10 protein-coding genes are annotated in these 21,540 nt (G+C 44.0%); 5 read left to right on the forward strand and 5 right to left on the reverse strand.

Annotation, left to right across the window (positions count from 1 at the left end; translation table 11 throughout):
* Nucleotides 1-493 precede the first annotated feature (493 nt).
* The 3 genes from FE810_RS08625 to FE810_RS08635 all read right to left on the reverse strand — a co-directional run bounded on the left by FE810_RS08625 (nucleotide 494) and on the right by FE810_RS08635 (nucleotide 4,824).
* Complete coding sequence (locus FE810_RS08625) at nucleotides 494-2,638, reverse strand: prolyl oligopeptidase family serine peptidase (protein WP_138319643.1); 2,145 nt, start codon at nucleotides 2,636-2,638, stop codon at nucleotides 494-496.
* A gap of 71 nt (nucleotides 2,639-2,709) precedes the next feature.
* Nucleotides 2,710-3,900, reverse strand: coding sequence for a chromate efflux transporter (chrA, locus tag FE810_RS08630; RefSeq protein ID WP_138319644.1), 1,191 nt, complete (start codon nucleotides 3,898-3,900; stop codon nucleotides 2,710-2,712).
* 111 nt (nucleotides 3,901-4,011) lie between these two features.
* Entirely contained in the window at nucleotides 4,012-4,824 is an 813-nt protein-coding gene (locus FE810_RS08635; RefSeq protein WP_138319645.1) for a transporter, read from the reverse strand.
* A gap of 487 nt (nucleotides 4,825-5,311) precedes the next feature.
* Here FE810_RS08635 and FE810_RS08640 point away from each other — a divergent pair, with 487 nt between their 5' ends.
* The 3 genes from FE810_RS08640 to FE810_RS08650 all read left to right on the forward strand — a co-directional run bounded on the left by FE810_RS08640 (nucleotide 5,312) and on the right by FE810_RS08650 (nucleotide 16,980).
* The gene (locus tag FE810_RS08640; RefSeq protein WP_138319646.1) at nucleotides 5,312-8,185 is read left to right on the forward strand and encodes a TonB-dependent receptor; all 2,874 of its coding nucleotides are present in this window, start codon (nucleotides 5,312-5,314) and stop codon (nucleotides 8,183-8,185) included.
* Between the two features lie 52 nt (nucleotides 8,186-8,237).
* Nucleotides 8,238-12,545: an alpha-1,6-glucosidase domain-containing protein gene (locus tag FE810_RS08645; RefSeq protein ID WP_171022315.1), complete on the forward strand. Its 4,308-nt coding sequence runs from the start codon at nucleotides 8,238-8,240 to the stop codon at nucleotides 12,543-12,545.
* Nucleotides 12,546-13,212: 667 nt separating this feature from the next.
* Nucleotides 13,213-16,980, forward strand: a complete 3,768-nt coding sequence (locus FE810_RS08650; protein ID WP_138319648.1) for a S8 family serine peptidase — start codon at nucleotides 13,213-13,215, stop codon at nucleotides 16,978-16,980.
* A 644-nt stretch (nucleotides 16,981-17,624) separates the two neighbouring features.
* Here FE810_RS08650 and FE810_RS08655 read toward each other — a convergent pair.
* Nucleotides 17,625-17,879 (reverse strand): hypothetical protein, encoded by a 255-nt coding sequence (locus tag FE810_RS08655; RefSeq protein WP_138319649.1) that lies wholly within the window; start codon nucleotides 17,877-17,879, stop codon nucleotides 17,625-17,627.
* Nucleotides 17,880-17,904: 25 nt separating this feature from the next.
* Nucleotides 17,905-19,263 (reverse strand): bifunctional UDP-N-acetylglucosamine diphosphorylase/glucosamine-1-phosphate N-acetyltransferase GlmU, encoded by a 1,359-nt coding sequence (glmU, locus tag FE810_RS08660; RefSeq protein ID WP_138319650.1) that lies wholly within the window; start codon nucleotides 19,261-19,263, stop codon nucleotides 17,905-17,907.
* Between the two features lie 152 nt (nucleotides 19,264-19,415).
* Between glmU and FE810_RS08665 the strand changes: the two genes are divergently transcribed.
* Together FE810_RS08665 and FE810_RS08670 are read left to right on the forward strand one after the other, a co-directional pair.
* On the forward strand, nucleotides 19,416-20,294 hold the full coding sequence (locus FE810_RS08665; RefSeq protein WP_138319651.1) for a pepsin/retropepsin-like aspartic protease family protein: 879 nt from the start codon (nucleotides 19,416-19,418) through the stop codon (nucleotides 20,292-20,294).
* A gap of 304 nt (nucleotides 20,295-20,598) precedes the next feature.
* Nucleotides 20,599-21,393, forward strand: a complete 795-nt coding sequence (locus tag FE810_RS08670) for an aspartyl protease family protein (RefSeq protein ID WP_171022313.1) — start codon at nucleotides 20,599-20,601, stop codon at nucleotides 21,391-21,393.
* The last annotated feature ends 147 nt before the right edge of the window (nucleotides 21,394-21,540 follow it).

The raw sequence follows: 21,540 nt of genomic DNA on the forward strand, positions 1-21,540 counted from the left end.
GAATTAGTTGTTAATTCGCGTTTCTGTCAGGCAATAAAATTAACGAGAAAACGCTCCCTCGAAGGAATGGGGTGGACTGGAAGATATGTAAGAAAATGGTGTAAAAATCATGGTTGTTATCCTGTTTTATCGTTGCTCACTTGAGCCATATACCAACCCGAGTGTATTTCTGGGGTGGTAATCATTTCCCAACAGACAAACAGCAACAACTCAAACAATCTGCGGGATCTGGCCGAGAATTTTTTCCTTGGCCACCGATTTATAAATCTAAGTATAGATAAAGAATGGAAAACGACAGAAAAATGTTCGATTTTTTTACACTTTTGTTAAACGCCCGGATTGAATTAATAAGCTAATGATTTTCAAAGCCTTATGGAATAAGGCGTAGAGCAGACAATGCTACTGTTTGTTGATATTAGATAGATTGATAACTGCATCAGGAAGGAGGAGGAAGTTCCCCCGCGCCCTGGAAAGAGCGCGAAGGAGGGATAACTTAAAGCTTTTTCACACCCATATTGTACAGCGTGAAACCAAAGATATCGGCATACTGCTCAATGGACTTTGAAACCGGAGTACCTGCACCATGACCCGCATTGGTTTCAATACGAATCAATACTGGGTTTTCACCCGCTTGTTTGGCTTGCAACTCAGCGGCAAACTTAAAGGAATGCGCAGGAACAACACGATCATCATGATCACCTGTGGTGATTAATGTTGCCGGATACTGGCCGCCGTCTTTTACATTGTGCAACGGTGAATAACCATAGAGGTATTCAAACATTTCTTTACTCTGATCCGATGTACCGTAATCATAGGCCCAGCCAGCGCCAGATGTAAATTTATGATAACGCAACATATCCAGTACGCCGACCGCCGGTAGCGCAACTTTGAACAGCTCAGGACGTTGCAACATCACCGCACCAACAAGCAAACCACCATTGGAACCACCACGAATGGCTAAATAGTCACTGGAGGTGTAGTTGGCATCAATGAGATGCTCAGCTGCCGCAATAAAATCGTCAAATACATTTTGCTTTTGCGTTTGTGTGCCAGCCTTATGCCAGTCTTTACCATACTCTCCGCCGCCACGCATATTGGCAACGGCATAAACACCACCTTGCTCCAACCAAACACCGTTGGCAACACTAAAAGAAGGCGTCAGGCTAATATTAAAACCACCATAACCATATAAAATAGTTGGGTTTTTACCATTCAGCTCAACGCCTTTTTTGTGGGTGATGATCATCGGTACCTTAGTGCCATCTTTCGATGTATAAAATACTTGCTTAGAGACATAATCGTCACTATTGAATTGAGCGCCGGAGGCCTGATGAACAGCGGAACCGCCATTATCGACATCAAATGAATAGATGGTACTCGGGGTTTTGTAGTTGGTGAAGCTGTAATACAGCACTTTATCGTCTGGTTTACCGTTAAGACCCGAAGCGGTTCCCACATCAGGCAACTGAATATCGCGAAGCTTGTTTCCTTGACGGTCAAATTGAACCAGCTTGGTTGTTGCATCAACCATATAGTGCGCATAAATAAAGCCACCGCCTGCAGAAGCTTTTAAAACGTTTTCAGACTCAGGGATCACAGTTTTCCACTGTGCCGGTGCCGGATCGGTCACATCCATGGCCATCACTTTCTGGTTAGGCGCATCCATGTTGGTAACCAAATACAAGGTGTCGCCATCACTGTCCAGCATGTTTGTATCTGCCGTATTATCGCTAACAATGGTCTTCAAATATGCGTCAGGCTGGGTTAAATCCAGTAAATGCAGATCATTGCCCGAGGTTGATTGCGCACCAGAAATTAACAAAAAGCGACCATCTTCTGAAACCTGGCCACCGACATAACGGCGTTTTTGTTCTGTGCTTTCACCAAAGATCACTTTATCTTCAGATTGTGCCGTGCCAAGCTTATGGTAATACAATTTATGTTGATCGGTTTTCGCACTCAGCTCACTGCCTTCAGGCTTGTCATAGCTTGAGTAAAAGAAACCTTCATTACCTTTCCAGGAAATGCCCGAAAATTTGATATTTTCCAGAGCCGGCTCTAGGCGCTCCTTGGTTTTGGCATCAATGATGATAACTTTACGCCAGTCACTGCCACCTTCAGAAATCGCATAAGCAGCAATACTGCCGTCTTTAGAAAAACTCAATTGCGCCAATGATGTTGTGCCATCGTCGCTGAATTTATTTGGGTCAAGAAAAACTTCCGCTTCGCCATCACCTTGCTGACGATAAACCACATATTGGTTTTGTAACCCGTCATTTTTATAAAAATAGGTATATTCGCCTTCGGTAAATGGTGCGGAATATTTTTCATAATTCCACAATTCAGTAAGACGTTTCTTCAGGCTTTCCCGGTAAGGTATTTGATCCAGATAACCGAAAGTCACTTTATTTTGGGCTTCTACCCAGGCCGCAGTTTCGTCACTGCGATCATCTTCTAACCAGCGATAAGGGTCTGCGACTTTTTGTCCAAAATACTCATCAACGACATCGTCTTTGCGTGTTTCAGGGTAAGATATTGCCGTTGCCGATATTGCGGTTTCCTTCGGCTCCGTGTTTTCTGGCTCGCTTCCACAAGCAACCAGAAGAAGAGTACTTGCTATAAGACTAAAGTTTTTCATGTTCCACTTCTTAGTTATGGTTAATCGTTAAAAATACAACGAATTTACGTACAAAAATACAAAAGATTAGATCAAATTTGGATGCTACTTAATGCAGCACCAATCGCGATAAACAAAGCAACCAGATAAACCACGGGCCACTTCAGCTTTTTTAAAATAAACAAGCCAACGATCACTAAAGCCATGTCGATACCGTTGAGTACGGCACTGACAAACACTGGCTGATACAAGGCGGCGATCAATAGACCGACAACCGCCGCATTTATGGCATCAACGGATTCACTTACCACCGGTTTGTTGGCGAGATCAAGCCACGCATCTTTTAATGCGATGACCAACAGAAAGCCCGGTAAGAATATGCCTAGCGTGGCAAGCAATGCAAACATTAAACCTTGTTCTGGATTGATTTGCACGCCGAGGTAAGCCGCCACGGAAAACATCGGCCCAGGAACGCCTTGAGCCGCCGCGTATCCGGTAAGAAACTGATCGTTACTGATTAACCCTTCCAGAGTTTGTTGTAATAAGGGGAGAACCACGTGTCCCCCGCCAAAAACAAGCGCACCAGACTGATAAAACGCTGAAAATGTTTGCCAGACTGGCGATGCCGATAGCAATGCCAACAGAGGTAAACCGAGAAACAATATGACAAAACCGATTAGCGGCCATTTTCGAATAGAATTGTTGATATTTTTTATTGCCTTATGGGGTTTATCAACAATGTTTTTTGGCGCGTTTCTTCCGCGATATAACCATCCGAGTAAAGCCGCCGTGAGCAAGACCAATAGTTGAATACTTAATCCGGGTATCGCAAGTAATACAGCAGCGCAGGCGACAGCAATCGCGATATGAAAACGTTGTTTACAAAAGCTATTGTACATCCCCATAACGGCGTCACTCACCACAACCACTGCAAATAATTTCAATCCATGGGTGATCCCTTGAAACAGGGCATTTTGTTCAAGCTGAGTCGCCATTGAAGATAACACGACAAGCAGAATAAAAGAGGGAAGGGTAAAACCAAGGAACGCGGCGATACCGCCCGCCAAACCCGCTCTTTCAAGACCGATAGCAAAGCCGATTTGACTAGAACCAGGACCGGGTAGAAATTGCGTTAAAGAAATCAATTGCCCGTAATGTTTATCGTCAAGCCATTGTAATTTTTCGACAAACGTATGACGAAAATAACCGATATGCGCGACCGGACCACCAAAGGCATAACAACCAAGAATTAAAAATCGAGCAAATATTTCAATAACTTGCATAGCGAACAAAAGATATAAAACAGAGACTCAGAGTAAACCACTGCGAGAAAAATATATAGAGTCTCATCGTTAAACCGCGGCAAATAAACGTCAGAAATCTAAGCTCGAGTGTTATTTGGGAAACAGTAGGGTAAACATAAGTCTCACTCCCCATCCTTCCGGGCCACCGTTGGAACTAGCGACATGATAACGTAGCCCGCCACCAACACTGACGGTTTGATCGCCAATTTTAGCAACCTGAGTAACCATAAAATTTACCGGTACAGCCCAGTCCTCGGTTTCCCAGTTATAGGTGGTTTCAGAATTGATGGTATAAGACATCGCAGTTTTGGTCGTATAGGATAAGAATGGCTGCATAAACGTTGTGTTCACATCAGGTCTGTTATCTTCTCCCGCAAAGCTCCAGATATGATTGAACAAACCACCATACGTCCATTGTCCATCCTGACGCAGGGCGACAGCGGTTGGCCCCGCCCCCCATTTGTCAGCAGTGAGCAACTCATCAGAGCCTGTCGGTAATAGTAATACCGGACCTGCCCCCAATATCCAGCCACTTTTGGTTGGTTGAACCGGTGAGAAGAAAAAGCTTTGTACTACATCACCTATGCCAAACTGATTCCCGGCGCCGGGGAATATATCATCCTGGGAAATGACCGGTAAAATGGTACGGGAGATGAGGTTCCAGTCCTGATTGATGCTAATGGGCACCACAGGTTGAATATTGGTGAGATATCGATGTCCATCGTCACGATTACCGATATTGTGATCATAATTGAATTGAAAGGGCACACTTATCAAAGAAGCCACAGGATTCGATAATTTCTTAGCAAGCTCTTCATTTTCTGGGCTCGCTTGTGTGATTGCAGAGAAAGCCAAAGTTAATGAACCGACTCCTAATGCTAATGATGTAACGTTGTTAGTCATGATAACCGTTCCCCGGATGATAGCATTACGTGATTAAACAAGGTGTTGCCGAATAAATGCTCTTTCAATAATAGTTCAGGCCAATGGGATAACAAGGTTGTTTAGCGCGCTAAGCTGCTGTGATTAAGAGTTCCGTCTGGATTTATGCATACGTATTCACAACCCGGTGATTACTGCCGAACAATGTCCTTTTCCTGTTAGTTGACTGAGCAATTATAAATGCCCGCCCATTGAATTCATTGACTTGCCGAATCATCCCATATTAAAACCGAAAAGAAATCATAGAATTACGAAAGATTTACGAGTTGGAATTCCCTATAAGCCCCGCAATGAATACGTATGCACTGCGTAGTTCTTTCGACTGGCAGTTTTTATGATAAACGTGTCCCACTCTCTAACCCGGGATATATAGATAATAAAAAATGTTGGCACGGAAGCTAATTAATAAAATTGATGGTTCAGGGATTGAACGTCTGGGGAAAACACTATGTTTAATTTAAGCAAAGTCACGCTTGCATTGATGGCAAGTGGTGCTTTAGCTTTTTCTGCGCAAACCTATGCACAAGAAGCTGAGACCACGGGTTCAGATACAAGCGAAGATGACATTGAAGTAATTGAGGTTACCGGCTTTAAGAGCTCGTTAATCAAATCTATTAATCAAAAGCGCTGGGCCGATACGGTTTCCGAGCAAATTTCAGCCGATGATCTCGGCGGTCTTCCTGATGTTTCCATGGCCGATGCCTTAACCCGTTTACCGGGTATTGCGGCGGTTCGTACCGGCGGTCAGGCTGCAGAAATCAATATTCGAGGCCTGGGTGGTGGTTTTGTTTCTTCCACATTAAATGGCCGGGAACAGGTTTCTACTTCTGGCAATCGCTCGATTGAGTACGATCAGTACCCATCAGAGTTAATCTCTTCAGCCGCAGTATACAAATCATCAAAAGCCTCACTGATAGAAGGCGGCGTTGCCGGTACGGTTGAACTAAAAACAGCAAGCCCACTGGCCAATGATGAACAACACAAGTTCAATGTTAATCTTCGCGGTATGTACAATGACCGAGCCAAAGAAGTCGCCGATGCGGAAGAATATGGCCATCGATTCAGCTTCTCTTACCAAGGTCAGTTTTTAGAAGAAACTCTAGGTGTTTCTTTAGGTTATGCCCGGTTATACCAACCAGGCGTTGCGACTCAGTTTATCGGCTTTGCATATAATTCAGATCAGGATGTGGATTTCCTGCCTAATGATATGGACGGTCCCCTTGACGCTCCGGAAAATGAATACTTAAGTGAAGGTTTTGAACTACAACACTTAGGCGGTGAAGAAACCCGGAACGGCTATGTGGGAGCAATCGAGTGGGCGCCAAATGATACCTTTATCGTTCGTGCCGATGCGTTTGTTTCCAAATTTGACAGCGAATCCTTTGCTCGTGGATTTCGAGTAAAATTTGACGGTGAAACTGCGGCAATATCAAACCCGGCGATTGTCGATAACTCAATGATTGGCGGCACCATTAATCGCAAGAGTAAAGGCAACAACACTCGGGTTGAATTGGTCAATGATGACAATCAGGATTTTGATCAGGTTCAAAGTTATGGCTTAAATCTCGATTGGCAAATCACTGAACAGTTAAGTGCCAATATGGATATCAGTTACTCCAATGCCGAGAGTGAATTCAGAAATGGTTTGTTATGGTCACTGGTGGCTGAAGATGCCACTATCGAAAAGCCAGTTTTTGACCAAAACGTCTCAATTTCCTACATGCTTAATGGTCTCGACTTGCCAAACGTCGGGTTTAATCAGGCCGATGCATTCACCGATATTGATCGGGTGATGGTCAGTAAATACGGTATTTACCCCTATGAAAATACCGATGAATTAAAAGCCTACCGTTTGGATTTTAACTATGAACTAGATAACGATTATATTGCGTCGGTTGAATTTGGTATGCGTTATTCTGATCGCGATTACAGTAGCGATCGCTCGGTTTTTGAATACGGTGCCGATAATAATTTTTCAAGCAGTGAACCACCACTACGCCTAACCGACGACATGGTTAACGTTGTCGATTGGGAAGGTGAATTTGGTTATTTCCCAAGTTATCTGGCGATTGATTTAGATAAAGCATTGGGTGCATGGTTCGGTAATGATATACCACAGCCGGTGCAATCCTGGGGCGCCGATGAAGATGGCATCATCAATAACTCTACCTCCTGGTCAGTACTGCAAAGCGGTGAAGTTTACGAACAAATATTCTCTGCTTATGTGATGGCAAATCTGGATTTCGAATTATTTGACACTCCAATTAGCGGTAATGTCGGTATTCGTATGGTGGATACCGATCAAAGTGCGACAGCACTGGATAACGTTGGCGGTGTATTAGCCGCTGGCGCACAAAATGTGATGGATGAAACAGGCCTGGTTAATTCTAACTACGCACCAAAAGTCATCGGCCTGGAATATACCGACTACCTACCATCCATTAATGTAAATGCGCGCCTGACCGATGATTCACAATTACGCTTTGCCGCTGCAAAAGTGATGTCTCGCCCGCCTATCAATCGCCTTGCCGCTGATCGCAGCGCGACTGTCGCTGATGATGGAAAAGTATCGGGCTCCAGTAATAACAGCCCATTCTTAAAGCCGTTTTATGCGACTCAATATGATCTTTCATACGAGTACTATTTTAGCGAAACCGATGGTGCCGTTGCGGTTGCTTTGTTCTACAAGGATATTGAATCTTTCATTCAAAACCTGACCGTCAGCAATTTCGATTTTAAAGAGGCTGGTTTTTATGTGCCAGACACGATCGAAAACGAAACGACAGGCGTTATCAGTGAAGTTGACCCGGTGGGTATCTACAGTACCGCCATCAATAACCAAGAAGGCGGTAACATCAAGGGTATTGAAGTTTCGTATACCCAAGTATTTTCATTCCTGCCGCAAATGTGGTCTGGGTTAGGACTTAGCTTGAGTTATTCGCATACCAAGAGTGATGTTGAATTAGTAACGGATCTTGCCGGCGGTTCGGTAGAACAATCATTACCAGGCTTATCCGAGAACTTATTAACGTCGACTTTATTTTGGGAATACCAGGATTTCGAAACGCGCTTAAGTGTTCGTTATCGTGACAAGTTTGTCTCTGAACAGTGGGGTGTGAACCAGCAAATCGCCAACTTCGATGAAGAAGTCGTTGTTGATTATCAGGCTTCATACAACATAACCGAAAAATTTGGAGCGTTATTCCAGGTGAATAACTTAACCGATGAGCCAACCCAAAGTTACTTTGGTAGTAAGCAATTTTCCGGTACGACCCAATATTTTGGTCGCCAGTTTTACTTAGGTGTTACTTACTCGTTCTAGCCTCAGGCGAAATCGACTGACCTAAGTAACGATTGAATAAGGAATAAAAATGATGAAAACGACAAAAAACTTAGCAAATTTGCTGATTGTCGCCTTAGTATCGCTTTTTCTTACCGCCTGTGGCGGTGAAAGCGATGTAAAATCCGGGGAATCTCTGCTGACCTGTGATGTCCCTATGGTGCCCGACGCCAGTGGCACATCTTGTGTGGCCCCAGAGCCAATCCAATGTCCGGTACCAACGGTTCCGGATGCTTTGAATGAAACCTGTATTGTTGGCGTTGATCCAAATGCGCCAACACCGGTCTATTTCCCGGCAGAAAACGAAGCGGTGCTGTATTTTAATCTGGGCACCGATAATGAAGACGACTATATCGGTTATCGCCTGCACACCTGGAATACCGATCAATGTGATGCTTACGCACCGCCGCATGATGAATCCGATTGGGCCAATGGCCATGAATACGCCGGCATTGACCCGACATATGGTGCTTATTACATCCTTAACCTGAAGGAAGGTTACAGCGAATGTGGTAACTTCATCATTCATATCGGTACCGATGATGCTGGTAAAGCAATGGGAAGTGGCGACTTCCAAATGCCATTGCAACAGGATGATCCAACCTATGCCCGCATGAACTTTACCTTCAATGGTGAACCTTCCGTATTTGAGTATCCGGTAGAGTCTTTAGGTAAACAGCCGATTAAAGCCGCTGATTTTTCAGCCCACTGGATTGATGTCGATACCTTCGTCTGGAGCGCAGACGCCGATATCGCCAGTGTAAAGCTTCACCACTCGGCAACTGCGGGTATCGAAGCGGATGACAACGATACCTTTAATGGCACGACCTTAGAGCTAATGGCGGTTGATTTAACCGATGAGCAAAAAGCATTTGCGCCGAAAGTAGCAGACTGGCCAGCCTATCAGGGTAACTGGACTGCGGAAGATGCAAAGTCGGTATTAAAGGGGCAGCTAGTACTTGTTGGTTATAACAGCGATGGTGAAACGGTTGCTGCCAGCAACGTTCAGGCGGATAAAGTACTCGATTATCTATACACCATGGGTGATATGGATGCCGATGAAGCAAATCTTGGTGTTCGTTACAATAACGGCATGATTGATGTCGCGCTTTGGGCGCCAACTGCGCAAAACGTGGTATTAAAAGCTTATAACGCTGACAAGGTTGAAACCGGCAGCTACCCAATGAGTGAAGATACCATGACAGGTATCTGGAGCCATAGCTCTGATCTTGCGATGGACAGAGCTTTCTATCAATTTGAAATCACGGTATACCATCCACAGAATCAAATGATAGAAACGCTAGTGGTCACCGACCCATATTCGGTGAGCTTATCCACCAATGGTAACTATTCACAGTTTGTAAACCTTGAAGATTCTGACCTGTTTCCTGATGGTTGGATGGAACAAACCATCCCGACCGTTATGGACACTGAAGATGCGGTAATTTACGAAGCCCATATTCGTGATTTTAGTATTTTTGATGAAACCGTGTCTGCTGAAAACCGCGGTAAATACCTGGCATTTTCAGAAACAGAAAGCGCCGGCATGATGCACCTGAAAAGCCTGGCTGATTCAGGTCTAACGCATTTCCATATCCTTCCTGCGAATGATATTGCATCTATCAATGAAGATAACAATGAGGTTGTTAATTTAACTAACACCGTTGCCGAACTTTGTGCAATTCGTGCTGACGCACCGGTTTGTGGAGTTGAAAATGACAATGCTACCTTATTAGAAGTGTTGGAAAGCTATGACGTTTATGAAACCGATTCACAGGAATTAATGAACGTGCTGCGTGGCATCGACAGTTTCAACTGGGGTTATGATCCAAAACATTTTAACGCGCCAGATGGCAGTTATGCCTCGGACAGCGACGGCGTGGCTCGCATTAAAGAAATGCGCACTATGATCCAGTCTTTGCACGAAACAGGTCTTCGAGTTGTACTTGATGTCGTGTACAACCACACTAATTCCGCTGGGCTTTGGGATAATTCAGTATTAGATAAAATCGTACCGGGTTATTATCACAGTCGAGATTTATGGACAGGTTCTGTCATACAGGATACTTGCTGCAATGATACAGCTCTTGAACATCAGATGATGGATAAACTTATGGTTGATTCGTTATTGATGTGGAGCGAGCAATACAAATACGATGGTTTCCGCTTTGATATTATGGGCCATGGTTCGAAACAACAAATGCTAGCGGCGCGTGAAGCAGTGCGTGCTATCGATGCAGATACGTATTTCTACGGTGAAGGCTGGGACAGAAACGATCGTGGCTTTGAACAAGCGAACCAATTCAATATGGCGGGTACGGAAATATCGACATTTAACGACCGGATCCGTGATGGTGTGCGTAAGCCATATATCTTTAGTGAAGAATATAATGATGATTCATTTTTTCGATTAGATTCGGTGAAATATGGCCTGGCGGGTTCCTTGCAAGATTATGTATTAGAAACCGCCAACGGCACTGCGACAAAAGGCATAAGTTTTGGTTACAGCATGTATGCCAAAGACCCGGCGGATGTCGTCAACTATGTTTCCAAGCATGACAATGAAACATTGTGGGATAACCTGCAGATTGTATTGCCAGAAACGATGGGGTTATTGGATCGCGTTCGAGTGCAGAACCTTTCACAATCGGTAATGTTAATGGCTCAGGGTGTGCCGTTTCTACAATTAGGTGGTGACTTCCTGCGTTCAAAATCATTGGATCGCAATACCTATGATGCCGGCGACTGGTACAACAAAGTTGATTACAGTTTTGACAGTAATAACTACCGAGTTGGCCGTCCACTGGAATACAGCGAAGGTGATGGCGATGATCAAATCGACAACATCGATGAGTTGGTTCACCTTCTGTCTGAAGATAATGCCAAGCCATACTTTAACGAAATATTGTTCGCAAGTGATGTGTTCAAGGAATTCTTATCGATTCGTAAATCAAGCAAGTTGTTCCGTTTAACCACGGCACAAGACGTTATCGATCGAGTTGGCTTCCATAATATTGGTAAATCGCAAACGCCTGGGCTTATCGTAATGAGTATTGATGATGGTACGAGCTTAGCCGATATCGACCCTATGGTGGATGCACTAGTGGTGGTGATCAATACCACAGCAATGGAGCAATCTCATACTGTCGCGACAGCAACCGGTTTTGCATTGCACGATATCCAATTAAACTCGGTAGACAGTCTTGCTGCCAGTGCTTTCTTTAGCGAAGGTGAAGGCGAGGGCACGTTCACCGTTCCGGCATTTACCACCTCAGTTTTTGTCAAAGCTCAGGGAGAAATGCAAGGTCAAGGTTTATCCGCATATGCGACATCCGGTGCACCAGACGTCGTGCCTTACGGTGATACCACCATTTTTGTTAAAGGCGATATGAATGGCTGGCAGAATGATGACGCCATGACTTATGTTGGCGATGGCGTTTACGAGTTGGACATTTCACTTACTGCTGGCGATTACTATTTTAAAGTCGCAGATGCAGATTGGGCGGCGGTGAACTTAGGTGCGCCAAGTACCGATCCTGTGGTTATTGGTGACGATAAAGTGTTGCTACCCTATAGCAATGATAACCTGTTGATTAGCTTAACGGATGATACGACATACACCTTCCGTTTAGATGCCAGCAACCCAGACGCTCCGGTACTCACTGTCGAGTTCGAAGAGCCTTACTATGGTACCGCGGTGTTCCTTCGCGGTGACATGAATGGATGGAGTGAAGACAACCAATTCACATATATCGGTAATGATATGTACTCATTGACCACGACCATCGAAGCTGGCGACAAATACTTCAAAGTTGCATCTGCTGACTGGTCTAGTGTCAATATGGGCGCACCAGCGGATGATACCGAAGTATTTGAAGGCGAATCACAGCAGTTAGTGTCTGGCTCAAATGACAATATGCATATGGTATTTGCAGACGGTGAATATACCTTTATCTTTGATGTATCCAATCAACAAGAACCAAAATTACGGGTATACAGCGCCAAAATGTTTGGTGATACAACCGTATATGTAAAAGGTGGTATGAATGGTTGGTCTGAAGATGATGCTATGACCTATGTCGGGAACAGCACGTATACGCTTACCTTGTCTTTAGACGCACAGAGCTATGAGTTCAAGGTTGCATCGCAGGATTGGGCGACGGTTAACTTAGGCGCCACCTCTGGTGATGATGCTGATGTCTTCTTAGATAGCGCAGAAGCCTTGGTTCAGGATTCACAGGATAATTTTAAAATTGATATTACTGAAGCGGGTGAGTATCTGTTTACGGTAACCGGTCCGGATCCGTTAAATTCAACGCTAACGGTTAGCAAAGTCATGTAATCAAACTCAGAGTTTGAATTCAGATTAAAGAATGAAAAAACGCCCGAAAGGGCGTTTTTTTTTATGGGAATTGGGAATTCCCGCAAGTGAACAGGTGGCAGGTTTCAGGATTCAGAAAAACACCTCCGCCTCGCGTCACTCCCTGCTACGACAGGGAATCTATACCACGAGACTGAATGTCTCTAACGTGCCAATCGCCGGAATTAAAATTCCCTCAGGGTGGAGATTACGATTTATCGTAATGGAGGGATAATGCGAAAAACGCATTGGGTGGATAACGTTTCATTGGATGAAACCTTGGTAACAGCAAATCAAAAGCGCCATGCGGTGATACTACACGGCATCTTAGACAAAAGACGCGCGAACGGTAGCCGGCTACCAATATTTAAAATCCTTATCAGGCGACCTGGCAAACTCACAATTACCTAACGTTATTGAATAAATGCATAAGTGAAGTGTACAAAATGCTACACAAATTTTGCCCACATTTGCATTCCTAAACAGGGATTTTTCGATATATTAAATTCCCCCACACGCCATAAATTTGGCGCAATAATAATCATGAGGTGGTCTTTCCAGTACAATTTTTGGTTGTTCTGCATATGTTGCGCAGTTAGCTGTAAAGCGCATTTGCAAGAGATTCTACCCCAAATAATAAGGAACATTTATGAAGCAATTCTTTCGACCGACTCGGTTAACGACCGCATGTCTGTTTGCACTTTGCTCAACCAGTTTATCAGCATTTGCTGATCCTGCGCTGACTGAGCCACAGGGTAAAGCCCTTGAATTTACGCTTATCACTGGTGATAAGGTATCCGCAGTTGTTAAAAATGACGGTTCATTGGCCGGCATCCGTTTACTGTCTGGAGATGATCAAGAGGTCATCACCAGCATTTTTAAACGAGGCAACGACATTTATTTGGTGCCGGAAAAGGCCAAAGCCCTGGTGGATAGCCAAGCCATTGATCTGGAACTGTTTAATATCAGCAAATTGCATCAGTCTGGCTATGATGATGCTACCACACCTAATTTACCCGTGATTATTGAGTATACCGATGGCAGCCTTGCCGGCAGTGCCACACCACAGGTTTTAGCCGGTACAGAGTTCATTGGTGAAATAGAAATTATTGATGTTGCAGCTTTTGGCATTCAAAAAGATAAGGCTGCAGATGTATTCGCAAAACTTACCGCTGACAGTAATGTTGAAGGGGTATGGTTAGACGCAATGGTTCACGCTGACAAAGCCTCTTCGAAAGGGGCCCTAACGACCACGGTTCCCCTGACGGGAGCTTATGGTAATTATGCTTCAGCCTTTAATGGTGAAGGCGTTACTGTGGCGGTGCTTGATACGGGTTACGATATCGAACATAGTGATCTAAACGGGCGAGTAATCGCTTCGAAAGACTTCACCTGGTCTCGTAATGGTGTTGATGACTTAAACGGCCACGGTACCCATGTGGCGACCACAGTGGCTGGAACCGGTAATGAATCTGACGGCAAGTGGGTTGGTATGGCTCCCGGTGCAAACCTGTTAGTGGGCAAAGTCCTCGGCAATACGGGCGGTGGTTACACCTATGGGATTCTAAGCGGCATGCAATGGGCCGTCAATAATGGCGCAGACATCATTAATATGTCATTAGGCGGCACCGCAACCTATTGTGGTGGCCCTATGGTTGATTTGGTTGAAGCGTATCGCGACCAGGCATTATTTGTTATCTCTGCGGGTAATAATTTCACTCGTCAAACTATTGGCTCTCCAGGTTGTGCACCGAGCGCACTAACCGTTGGAGCCATTGACCGTGACAATAACACGGCATCATTTTCGTCTCGTGGTCCGTCGCCTGACGGTCACTCCGCCAAGCCAGATATCGCCTCCCAGGGAGTCAATGTGGTTGCAGGCGCATCAGGTGGTTATGCCGATACGGCATATCGTAGCCTGTCTGGTACTTCGATGGCATCACCTCATGTTGCCGGCGGTGCTGCACTATTGATGCAGGCACGTCCGAACCTTAGTCCACAACAAGTAAAAAGTGTGCTGACTTCATCGGCAGTGAATAATAACTCCCATGTTCTGGAGCAAGGCGCCGGGCCAATGGACGTGAATCAGGCGATGATCCAGGCAGTGGTTGGCCAGGCAAATCAGGAATTAGGTCTATTCCCATATGGCCTGGACAAGCAACGAATCTATCGCGACGTTTCATTGCAAAACCTTAGTGATGAAGACATTAGCCTGAAATTGAAAGTCGATTTTATCGGTGAGGACGGTAATACGCAATTACCAGCAACCATCGCAGGATTAGATACTCATAGTGTCGTGATCCCCGCCAATGGTAGTGCAGAACTGCCGGTATGGATTGATCCAGGTGTAGCCTTGAGAAACTCAGCATACGGCACCATCACTGGCCGTATCATTGGTACCAGCACCGCTAACGGCGAACAACGTTTAAGTGTGCCAGTATCGTTCTGGATCCAGGCTCCCCAGGTGGAACTGACCATTAACGCGATTGACATGCACGGTAAGCCGGCAATATCACCATCGCGAGCATTCATTGTTAATGAAGAGGATGACTGGGGACAATCGGTTAGATTGACGAACGGTCAGGCGCAGGTGTCACTACCAAAAGGTGATTACACGGTTGTCGGCAATATTATGACCTATGATAACGATTCAGATTTTGGTGGTCTGGTTGAATCTGCCGCGCAAATGGCATACCTGAACAAAAAGATTGAATCTGATACCTATCTTGAATTTGATGCCAGAACCGCACAAAAAGTTGAGTTTAAAACGGACCAGCCTATTTCAACTCAGGGCTATGCCTTTGGTTTTACCTACGCCTTGGATGACAACAAAGTTGCAAAACTGGCGGCAATTGACCTTGCACCGGATTATGTAAAAGACATGTATCTCTGGTCACAAGGCCACGATGACAGATTCCGTTCATTCGTAACGACCCGAGCCTATGCGCCGCAAACTCGCATATTCATGGCCAATGGTCAGGAGCTCGATCCAGTGCGTCAAAGCCTGGCATTGACTTTCCATGGTGAGGGCAGTGCGCAAGTGGTAAACGTTGGTGATGCTGGTTATGCGACTGATTGGAGTCAATTTGATTTAGAAGGCAAGATCGCCCTGATTGCTCATCCATATTATGTGACTTCTTACATGATAAAAAATGTGATGGATCGGGGAGCAATTGGTGTTCTGTTTTATCGCCCGGGGACCTCTGGTCGTTATAAATCCACCATTCACGGCACACCAAAAATACCGGTTGTCGGTTTAAGTGCTAAAGAAGGTGAATTACTGGCTTCTGAAGTTATCGCTGGCAATGATATCGTCCATTGGAGTGGCACCGCATTAGAGCGCTCTCCGTATGCCTATTCTTTACATCATATTACCGATGGCCGCAGTGACGGTGGTTTAATTCGTGTTCACGATAAAGATTTACACACGATTGATGCCAAATATCATGCACAGAATGACGAGCGTCCGGCCTGGACCGATGTAATGGCAATGACCAATAGCAGTGGTGAGTTTTACTCTACCGGTAGCTCACAACTGATGATGTTGCCGATCCAGCGAAAAGAGTACTTCACGGCAACGCCAAAAAATGCCTGGACTAATGTCGTTATGCCAAACTACCGCATACAAACGGATGGGGCTTATTTTGATGGTCCGCGTTTGATGAGAGCAGGAGCGAATGAAAAAACCAACTGGTTTAAAGGCCCGCGCGGTGCATCCTTGTTATCCAATGGTACGCCAATCGCAAACCGTGATACCAATGTGCTGACCTTTAAGTTTCCAGCGTATGGTGATTCTTCCGGTCATGATGGTATCGGTGGCTATAATGGTTCAACCGCCTATGGCATTCAGCTAAATGGTGAAAACCAATATCTTGATCAAGGTATGTTAAGCGTCCCAGATAACGTTTCTGACGTGCGTTTGGAAGTGCGATACACGCCGCGAGGTGTTGGTGAGCGATCGCCAGTGAATGATCATTTAGGTTCGTTTTATCAGGGAATTTTCTATTTTAACACCGATGCCAGTATCCAGGGAGCGCAACGCCTGTTAGTGCCGGTAGTTGATGTGCCCGTTGGTATCGACAATGCGATGAGTGCAGGTCAGGCAGCACGCGTTAAAATCACCGGTATGGTTGATACGTTGGGCGCTGTACCGCTAAGCAGCGTTCGCCTGCAATATGGTTATGGTCAGGAGTGTTTGTTGGATGGTGTTTATGGGTTTTCTTATTGCCCAGTGTACCAAAAATTCAGCCCTGATAACTGGCAGGATGCGCAGATTGAGCAAGTCGGTGACGACTGGTTCGCAATTATCCCAAATGATGCTGCCGCTGGTGAGTTTGTTCACCTGAGGGTTGAGGTTGCTGATATGCAGTCAAGTGCCAGCGAACAGACAACGTTACGCGCTTATATGTTGAAATAGTTTGTTAGATTAATTAACAAAAAAATCTTTCAAAATTAATCAGGCCACATGTGATACAAGTCGCATGTGGCCTTTTTTGATTGCGGTTTTTGGCAGAACTTTATCGTGATCAAGTAGCCATTGGTGCAATACCAATCACATTAAGTTTGTGCACAACTCAGAGTTAGGGCAGAGGTTCAGTTACAACATAGGTTTCATCGATATAGTCATTCTATATTAATGAAATATAGGGTCGTAAATGGGCCTCTGGTAAACTCCCTACGGGTGAGTTTTAAAGGCACTTATCCTGCGTTACTGATTTTGGCTGTTTTTGAGAGCGGAATAACCATTCTCTGCAATCAAAGCCTTGTCTAAAAGCCTTTAAATTCTCACTGAGTGAGCAATAATTTAATGTGATTGGTATAACTGCTGAATAATAGGTTTGACCAGCGGTTGTCTGCCCTGAATTTCTCACCACCTGCTTTGCCACTTAAGCTTCGCTCTATGCCATAGAGTTTACCGTAAACGCAGAATCGACTTTATTGAACGTAGTAAAATCCATTTAAATGGTCATTCCTCAGGCTATTTTTTAATGACCGTAAGTCGACATTACAACCATCAAGTATGATGTCAAAATACACTGGCGAGGTTAGGGGGCAAATTATTCACTGACGATCAGAATCTTGCTTATCCTTATCCTTTTCCTGCTCGCGCATAACAAGAAGAAACGTAAGATACATTTTGGTAGGCAGAGAGAATATTAAGCCAAAGGCGATACATGAGGCGCCGATTATCATACCCGAGACACCCATTTTTTCAGGTAGATAAAATACGTGAAGCAGACAATAACCTAAGACCAATAAAAAAAGCCCAATACCTATCGCGATTTTAAGTAATTTAATTAATTTCGCTTCAGTCATTGGGCTTTCCTTGAAATGAATTTATCTATTTTTTGGTTGGGCGTTTCCAACCACTGATATTACGTTGCTTACCGCGAGCAACCGCGAGTGCATCATCTTCAACATCTTTAACAATGACAGAACCGGCAGCCGTTGTTGCCATATTACCGATACTAACCGGTGCCACCAAGGACGCATTAGAGCCGATAAACGCATGATCACCAATAATCGTTTGTGATTTATTAACGCCATCGTAGTTGCAAGTAATAGTACCGGCGCCAATATTCGCTTTTGATCCAACAATGGTATCGCCTAAATAGGTCAAGTGTCCGGCTTTAGAGCCTGGGCCCAGCGTCGATTTTTTCATTTCCACGAAGTTACCCACATGAGCATCCTCTTTTAATACCGAACCCGGGCGAATGCGCGCAAATGGGCCAACACTGGATTTATTCTCAAGCACTGCATCTTCAATTATGGTATTCGGTTTTACCACGACATTATCGCCAATCTGACAGTTCGTCAAAATGCAATTTGCACCGATTTTAACATGATTACCAAGCTCTACTTTACCTTCGAAAATACAGTTAATATCGATTTGCACTTCTTCACCAATGCTAAGATCGCCGCGAATATCAATTCGAGCAGGATCTCGCAAACTTGCTCCGGCAATCATTAATTGTTCAGCTTGACGCGCCTGATAGGCACGCTCTAATGTTGCCAGCTGCACACGATTATTCGCACCTTCCACCTCAATCGCCGTATCCGGTTGAGCCGTGTGAATCACTTTGCCTTCACTGTGCGCCATGGCAATAATATCCGTCAGGTAATATTCACCCTGGGCATTATCATTGGATAAATTGCCAAGCCAGCGTTTTAAATCGCCGCCATTTGCTAACAAAATACCGGTATTAACTTCAGTGATTTTTAGTTGTTCTGGATTGGCATCTTTTTGCTCAACAATGCCAACAACCATGCCGTTATCTCGAACAATACGCCCATAACCCGTCGGGTTTTCCAGCTCTACCGTTAACAACGCCATGGAATTATCTTGCTTGGCCGCTAGTAACCGCTCCAATGTAGAAACCTGCGTTAAAGGCACATCGCCATATAGCACCAAAACATCTTCATCATCGTTGATATGATCACGAGCCTGATCCACCGCATGGCCAGTGCCTAATTGTTGTGTCTGTTCGACAAAGGTTAAATCATCGCCTTGAATAACGTTTTTAAGTACGTCGCCACCAAAACCATAAACCAGATTGATTTGCTGAGCATCTAAAGCGCGAGCGGAATCAATAACGTGCTCAACCATGGATTTATGGGCAACAGGATGAAGAACTTTAGGAAGTTTAGAGCGCATACGAGTACCTTTACCCGCTGCTAAAATCACGACTGAAAGAGACATATAGATTCCATTATTTTTACTATTCGTTTTATTTTACGTTTATTTATCGCTAATTACATTTAACAAGTTAATTTTTATTTAATGTTCAAGAAGGTTAAGGGTATATTAAATAAAAAAATAAAAAAGAGACGCCGATGCAACCGTTTTACAAATTGTTTCTTACCTTACTCATCGTTTTTACAACCGTTGATAAAGCTCAAGCTCAATGGCAACCCTTTGAATTGGTAAATGGTAAAGTAGTCATTGATATTCATCTCAACGGCATACCAGCGAAAGCCATCATAGATAGCGGTCAAAACTTCCATGCTATATCAACAGATTTTAGTGAAAGGTACCCGGAAAACCTCAAAGTAGAGCGAAACAAAGGCTACTTTGTTGATATATCGGGTCCTGTAAAAACCCCCGTATTCACCAGCGTAAAAGCGAAACTGTTCGGCGCCGATCTAGAATTACAGTATATCCCAAAAGTAAATATTAACGATGCAGACTTTATTCTTGGGTTAAGTTTCTTCAAAGGTTTAATCTTGCAGATAGATTACCCAAATAAACGACTGCAGATGGTTCCAAGATCTGCCATTGATCTAAAATCTGTCGCCAATATTGAAATGAGGCCTGAACAAAATTCAACGTTGCCCGCAATTAAAGTGCAGGTAAACGGTGAGTCTACATGGGTTGTATTAGACACTGGCTATGAAAAAGGGTTATTCCTAAAGCGGAACTTCGTCATCGATAATAATTTGGTTGAAAGTGACGTTGAAAAGGTAGAAATCAACTCTTTAACCGATTCATTTTATGTTGAGCAATTTAGTATAAACACACTGAATATTGCCAATTACGAGTTAGAAAATATATTGTCTCAAATTCCCCTTGAAAACCAAGCGGCGCATATTTACCAAAAGCGCTCTCGATTCAATCCGGATAAATTAAAAAGAGGTGTCAAAACTAGCGGGAAGTTAGGCTACGATGTGTTAAAACACTTTATATTAACTATCGACTTTAAGCATTATAATGCCCATTTATGGGCTGGCTGATATCTATGCCAGGGCTGGCAATTGAACTTTTGATAAAAATCGCAGCGCACGCCGATAAATCAATAGTCATACGCCTAAGCATTAGAACATTTTAATAGCGCCTACACATTGCATTGGCCCTTTAAAAATATAAGAATATAAACTGTAATATACGCCAACTACATTGACGATTTAAACTAACTTAGAAGACTTAAATTTTATGCTTCGTAATTTAATAATAATAACCGCCATAATTTCAGGGCTTACCTTCAGTACCCCATCCCTTGCGAAATGGGTTCCATTTGAACTAAGTAACGGTCACATTATGATTGACGTTACCATTGAAGGCGTTCCAGCTAAAGCCATGCTTGATAGCGGAGCTAACCTAAACGCAATTTCTCAGGATTTTATTGATGCCCACGCTAGCCACCTGAAAAAAAGTCGTACCAAGGTAACGGTAAAAGGGGTGAGTGGCCGCGAAGAATTCCCAATCTACAAGGACGTCAATGTCACTATGTTTGGCCAAGATTTGGAATTACCTGAAGTGGCCGCACTTGGTTTAGGTATTGATCTAATTATCGGTTCCGGTTTTTTTCAGGGGATCATTGTTCAAATTGACTATCCGAACAATAAAATTCAACTTGCGCCTAAATCGTCAATTGATTTGAAAAAACATGCCAATGTAAAAATGCGTCAGGAGCGCGGTTCAGAAATGCCGGCTGTCGAAGTCGAGTTAAATGGTAAGAAGACCTGGTTGATGTTGGATACAGGTAACGCCGGCAATTTATTTCTAAAGCGCAATTTCGTCATAGAAAATGATTTACTTAAATCCGATACCATTGAAACAAGAGTCTCGGGATCTGTAGAAGTCATTAATACCGAGTCCTTTATAATCGAAACATTAAAAATAGGCCCATATGAATTGGAAGGCGTGCCTGCAACAATACCAGAAGATGGCGTAGCTACTAATCTGGCAGATAGCAGAGGTGAAACCAAAGATTTTTCAAGATTAAGAGCCAAAGGCGTCGCGACTAAAGGTATTCTCGGTTATGACGTATTAAAGCACTTTATTGTGACAATCGATTACGAAGATTTCAGAGCTCACCTTTGGGCCCAGTAGCAATCTAGTCTATTAAATCTAAAAACGCAGAATCAAAGCGGTTCTGCGTTTTTTTATGTTTAAAAGTTATCATCGTTAGGGCAAAGCTAAATCATTACTTTCGTTGCAAAAGCATTTACCCAATCCAAGAGTATCCTGCACATTGGG

It is taken from the genome of Thalassotalea litorea, assembly GCF_005843925.1.
In the GTDB taxonomy this organism is placed as follows: domain Bacteria; phylum Pseudomonadota; class Gammaproteobacteria; order Enterobacterales; family Alteromonadaceae; genus Thalassotalea_A; species Thalassotalea_A litorea_A.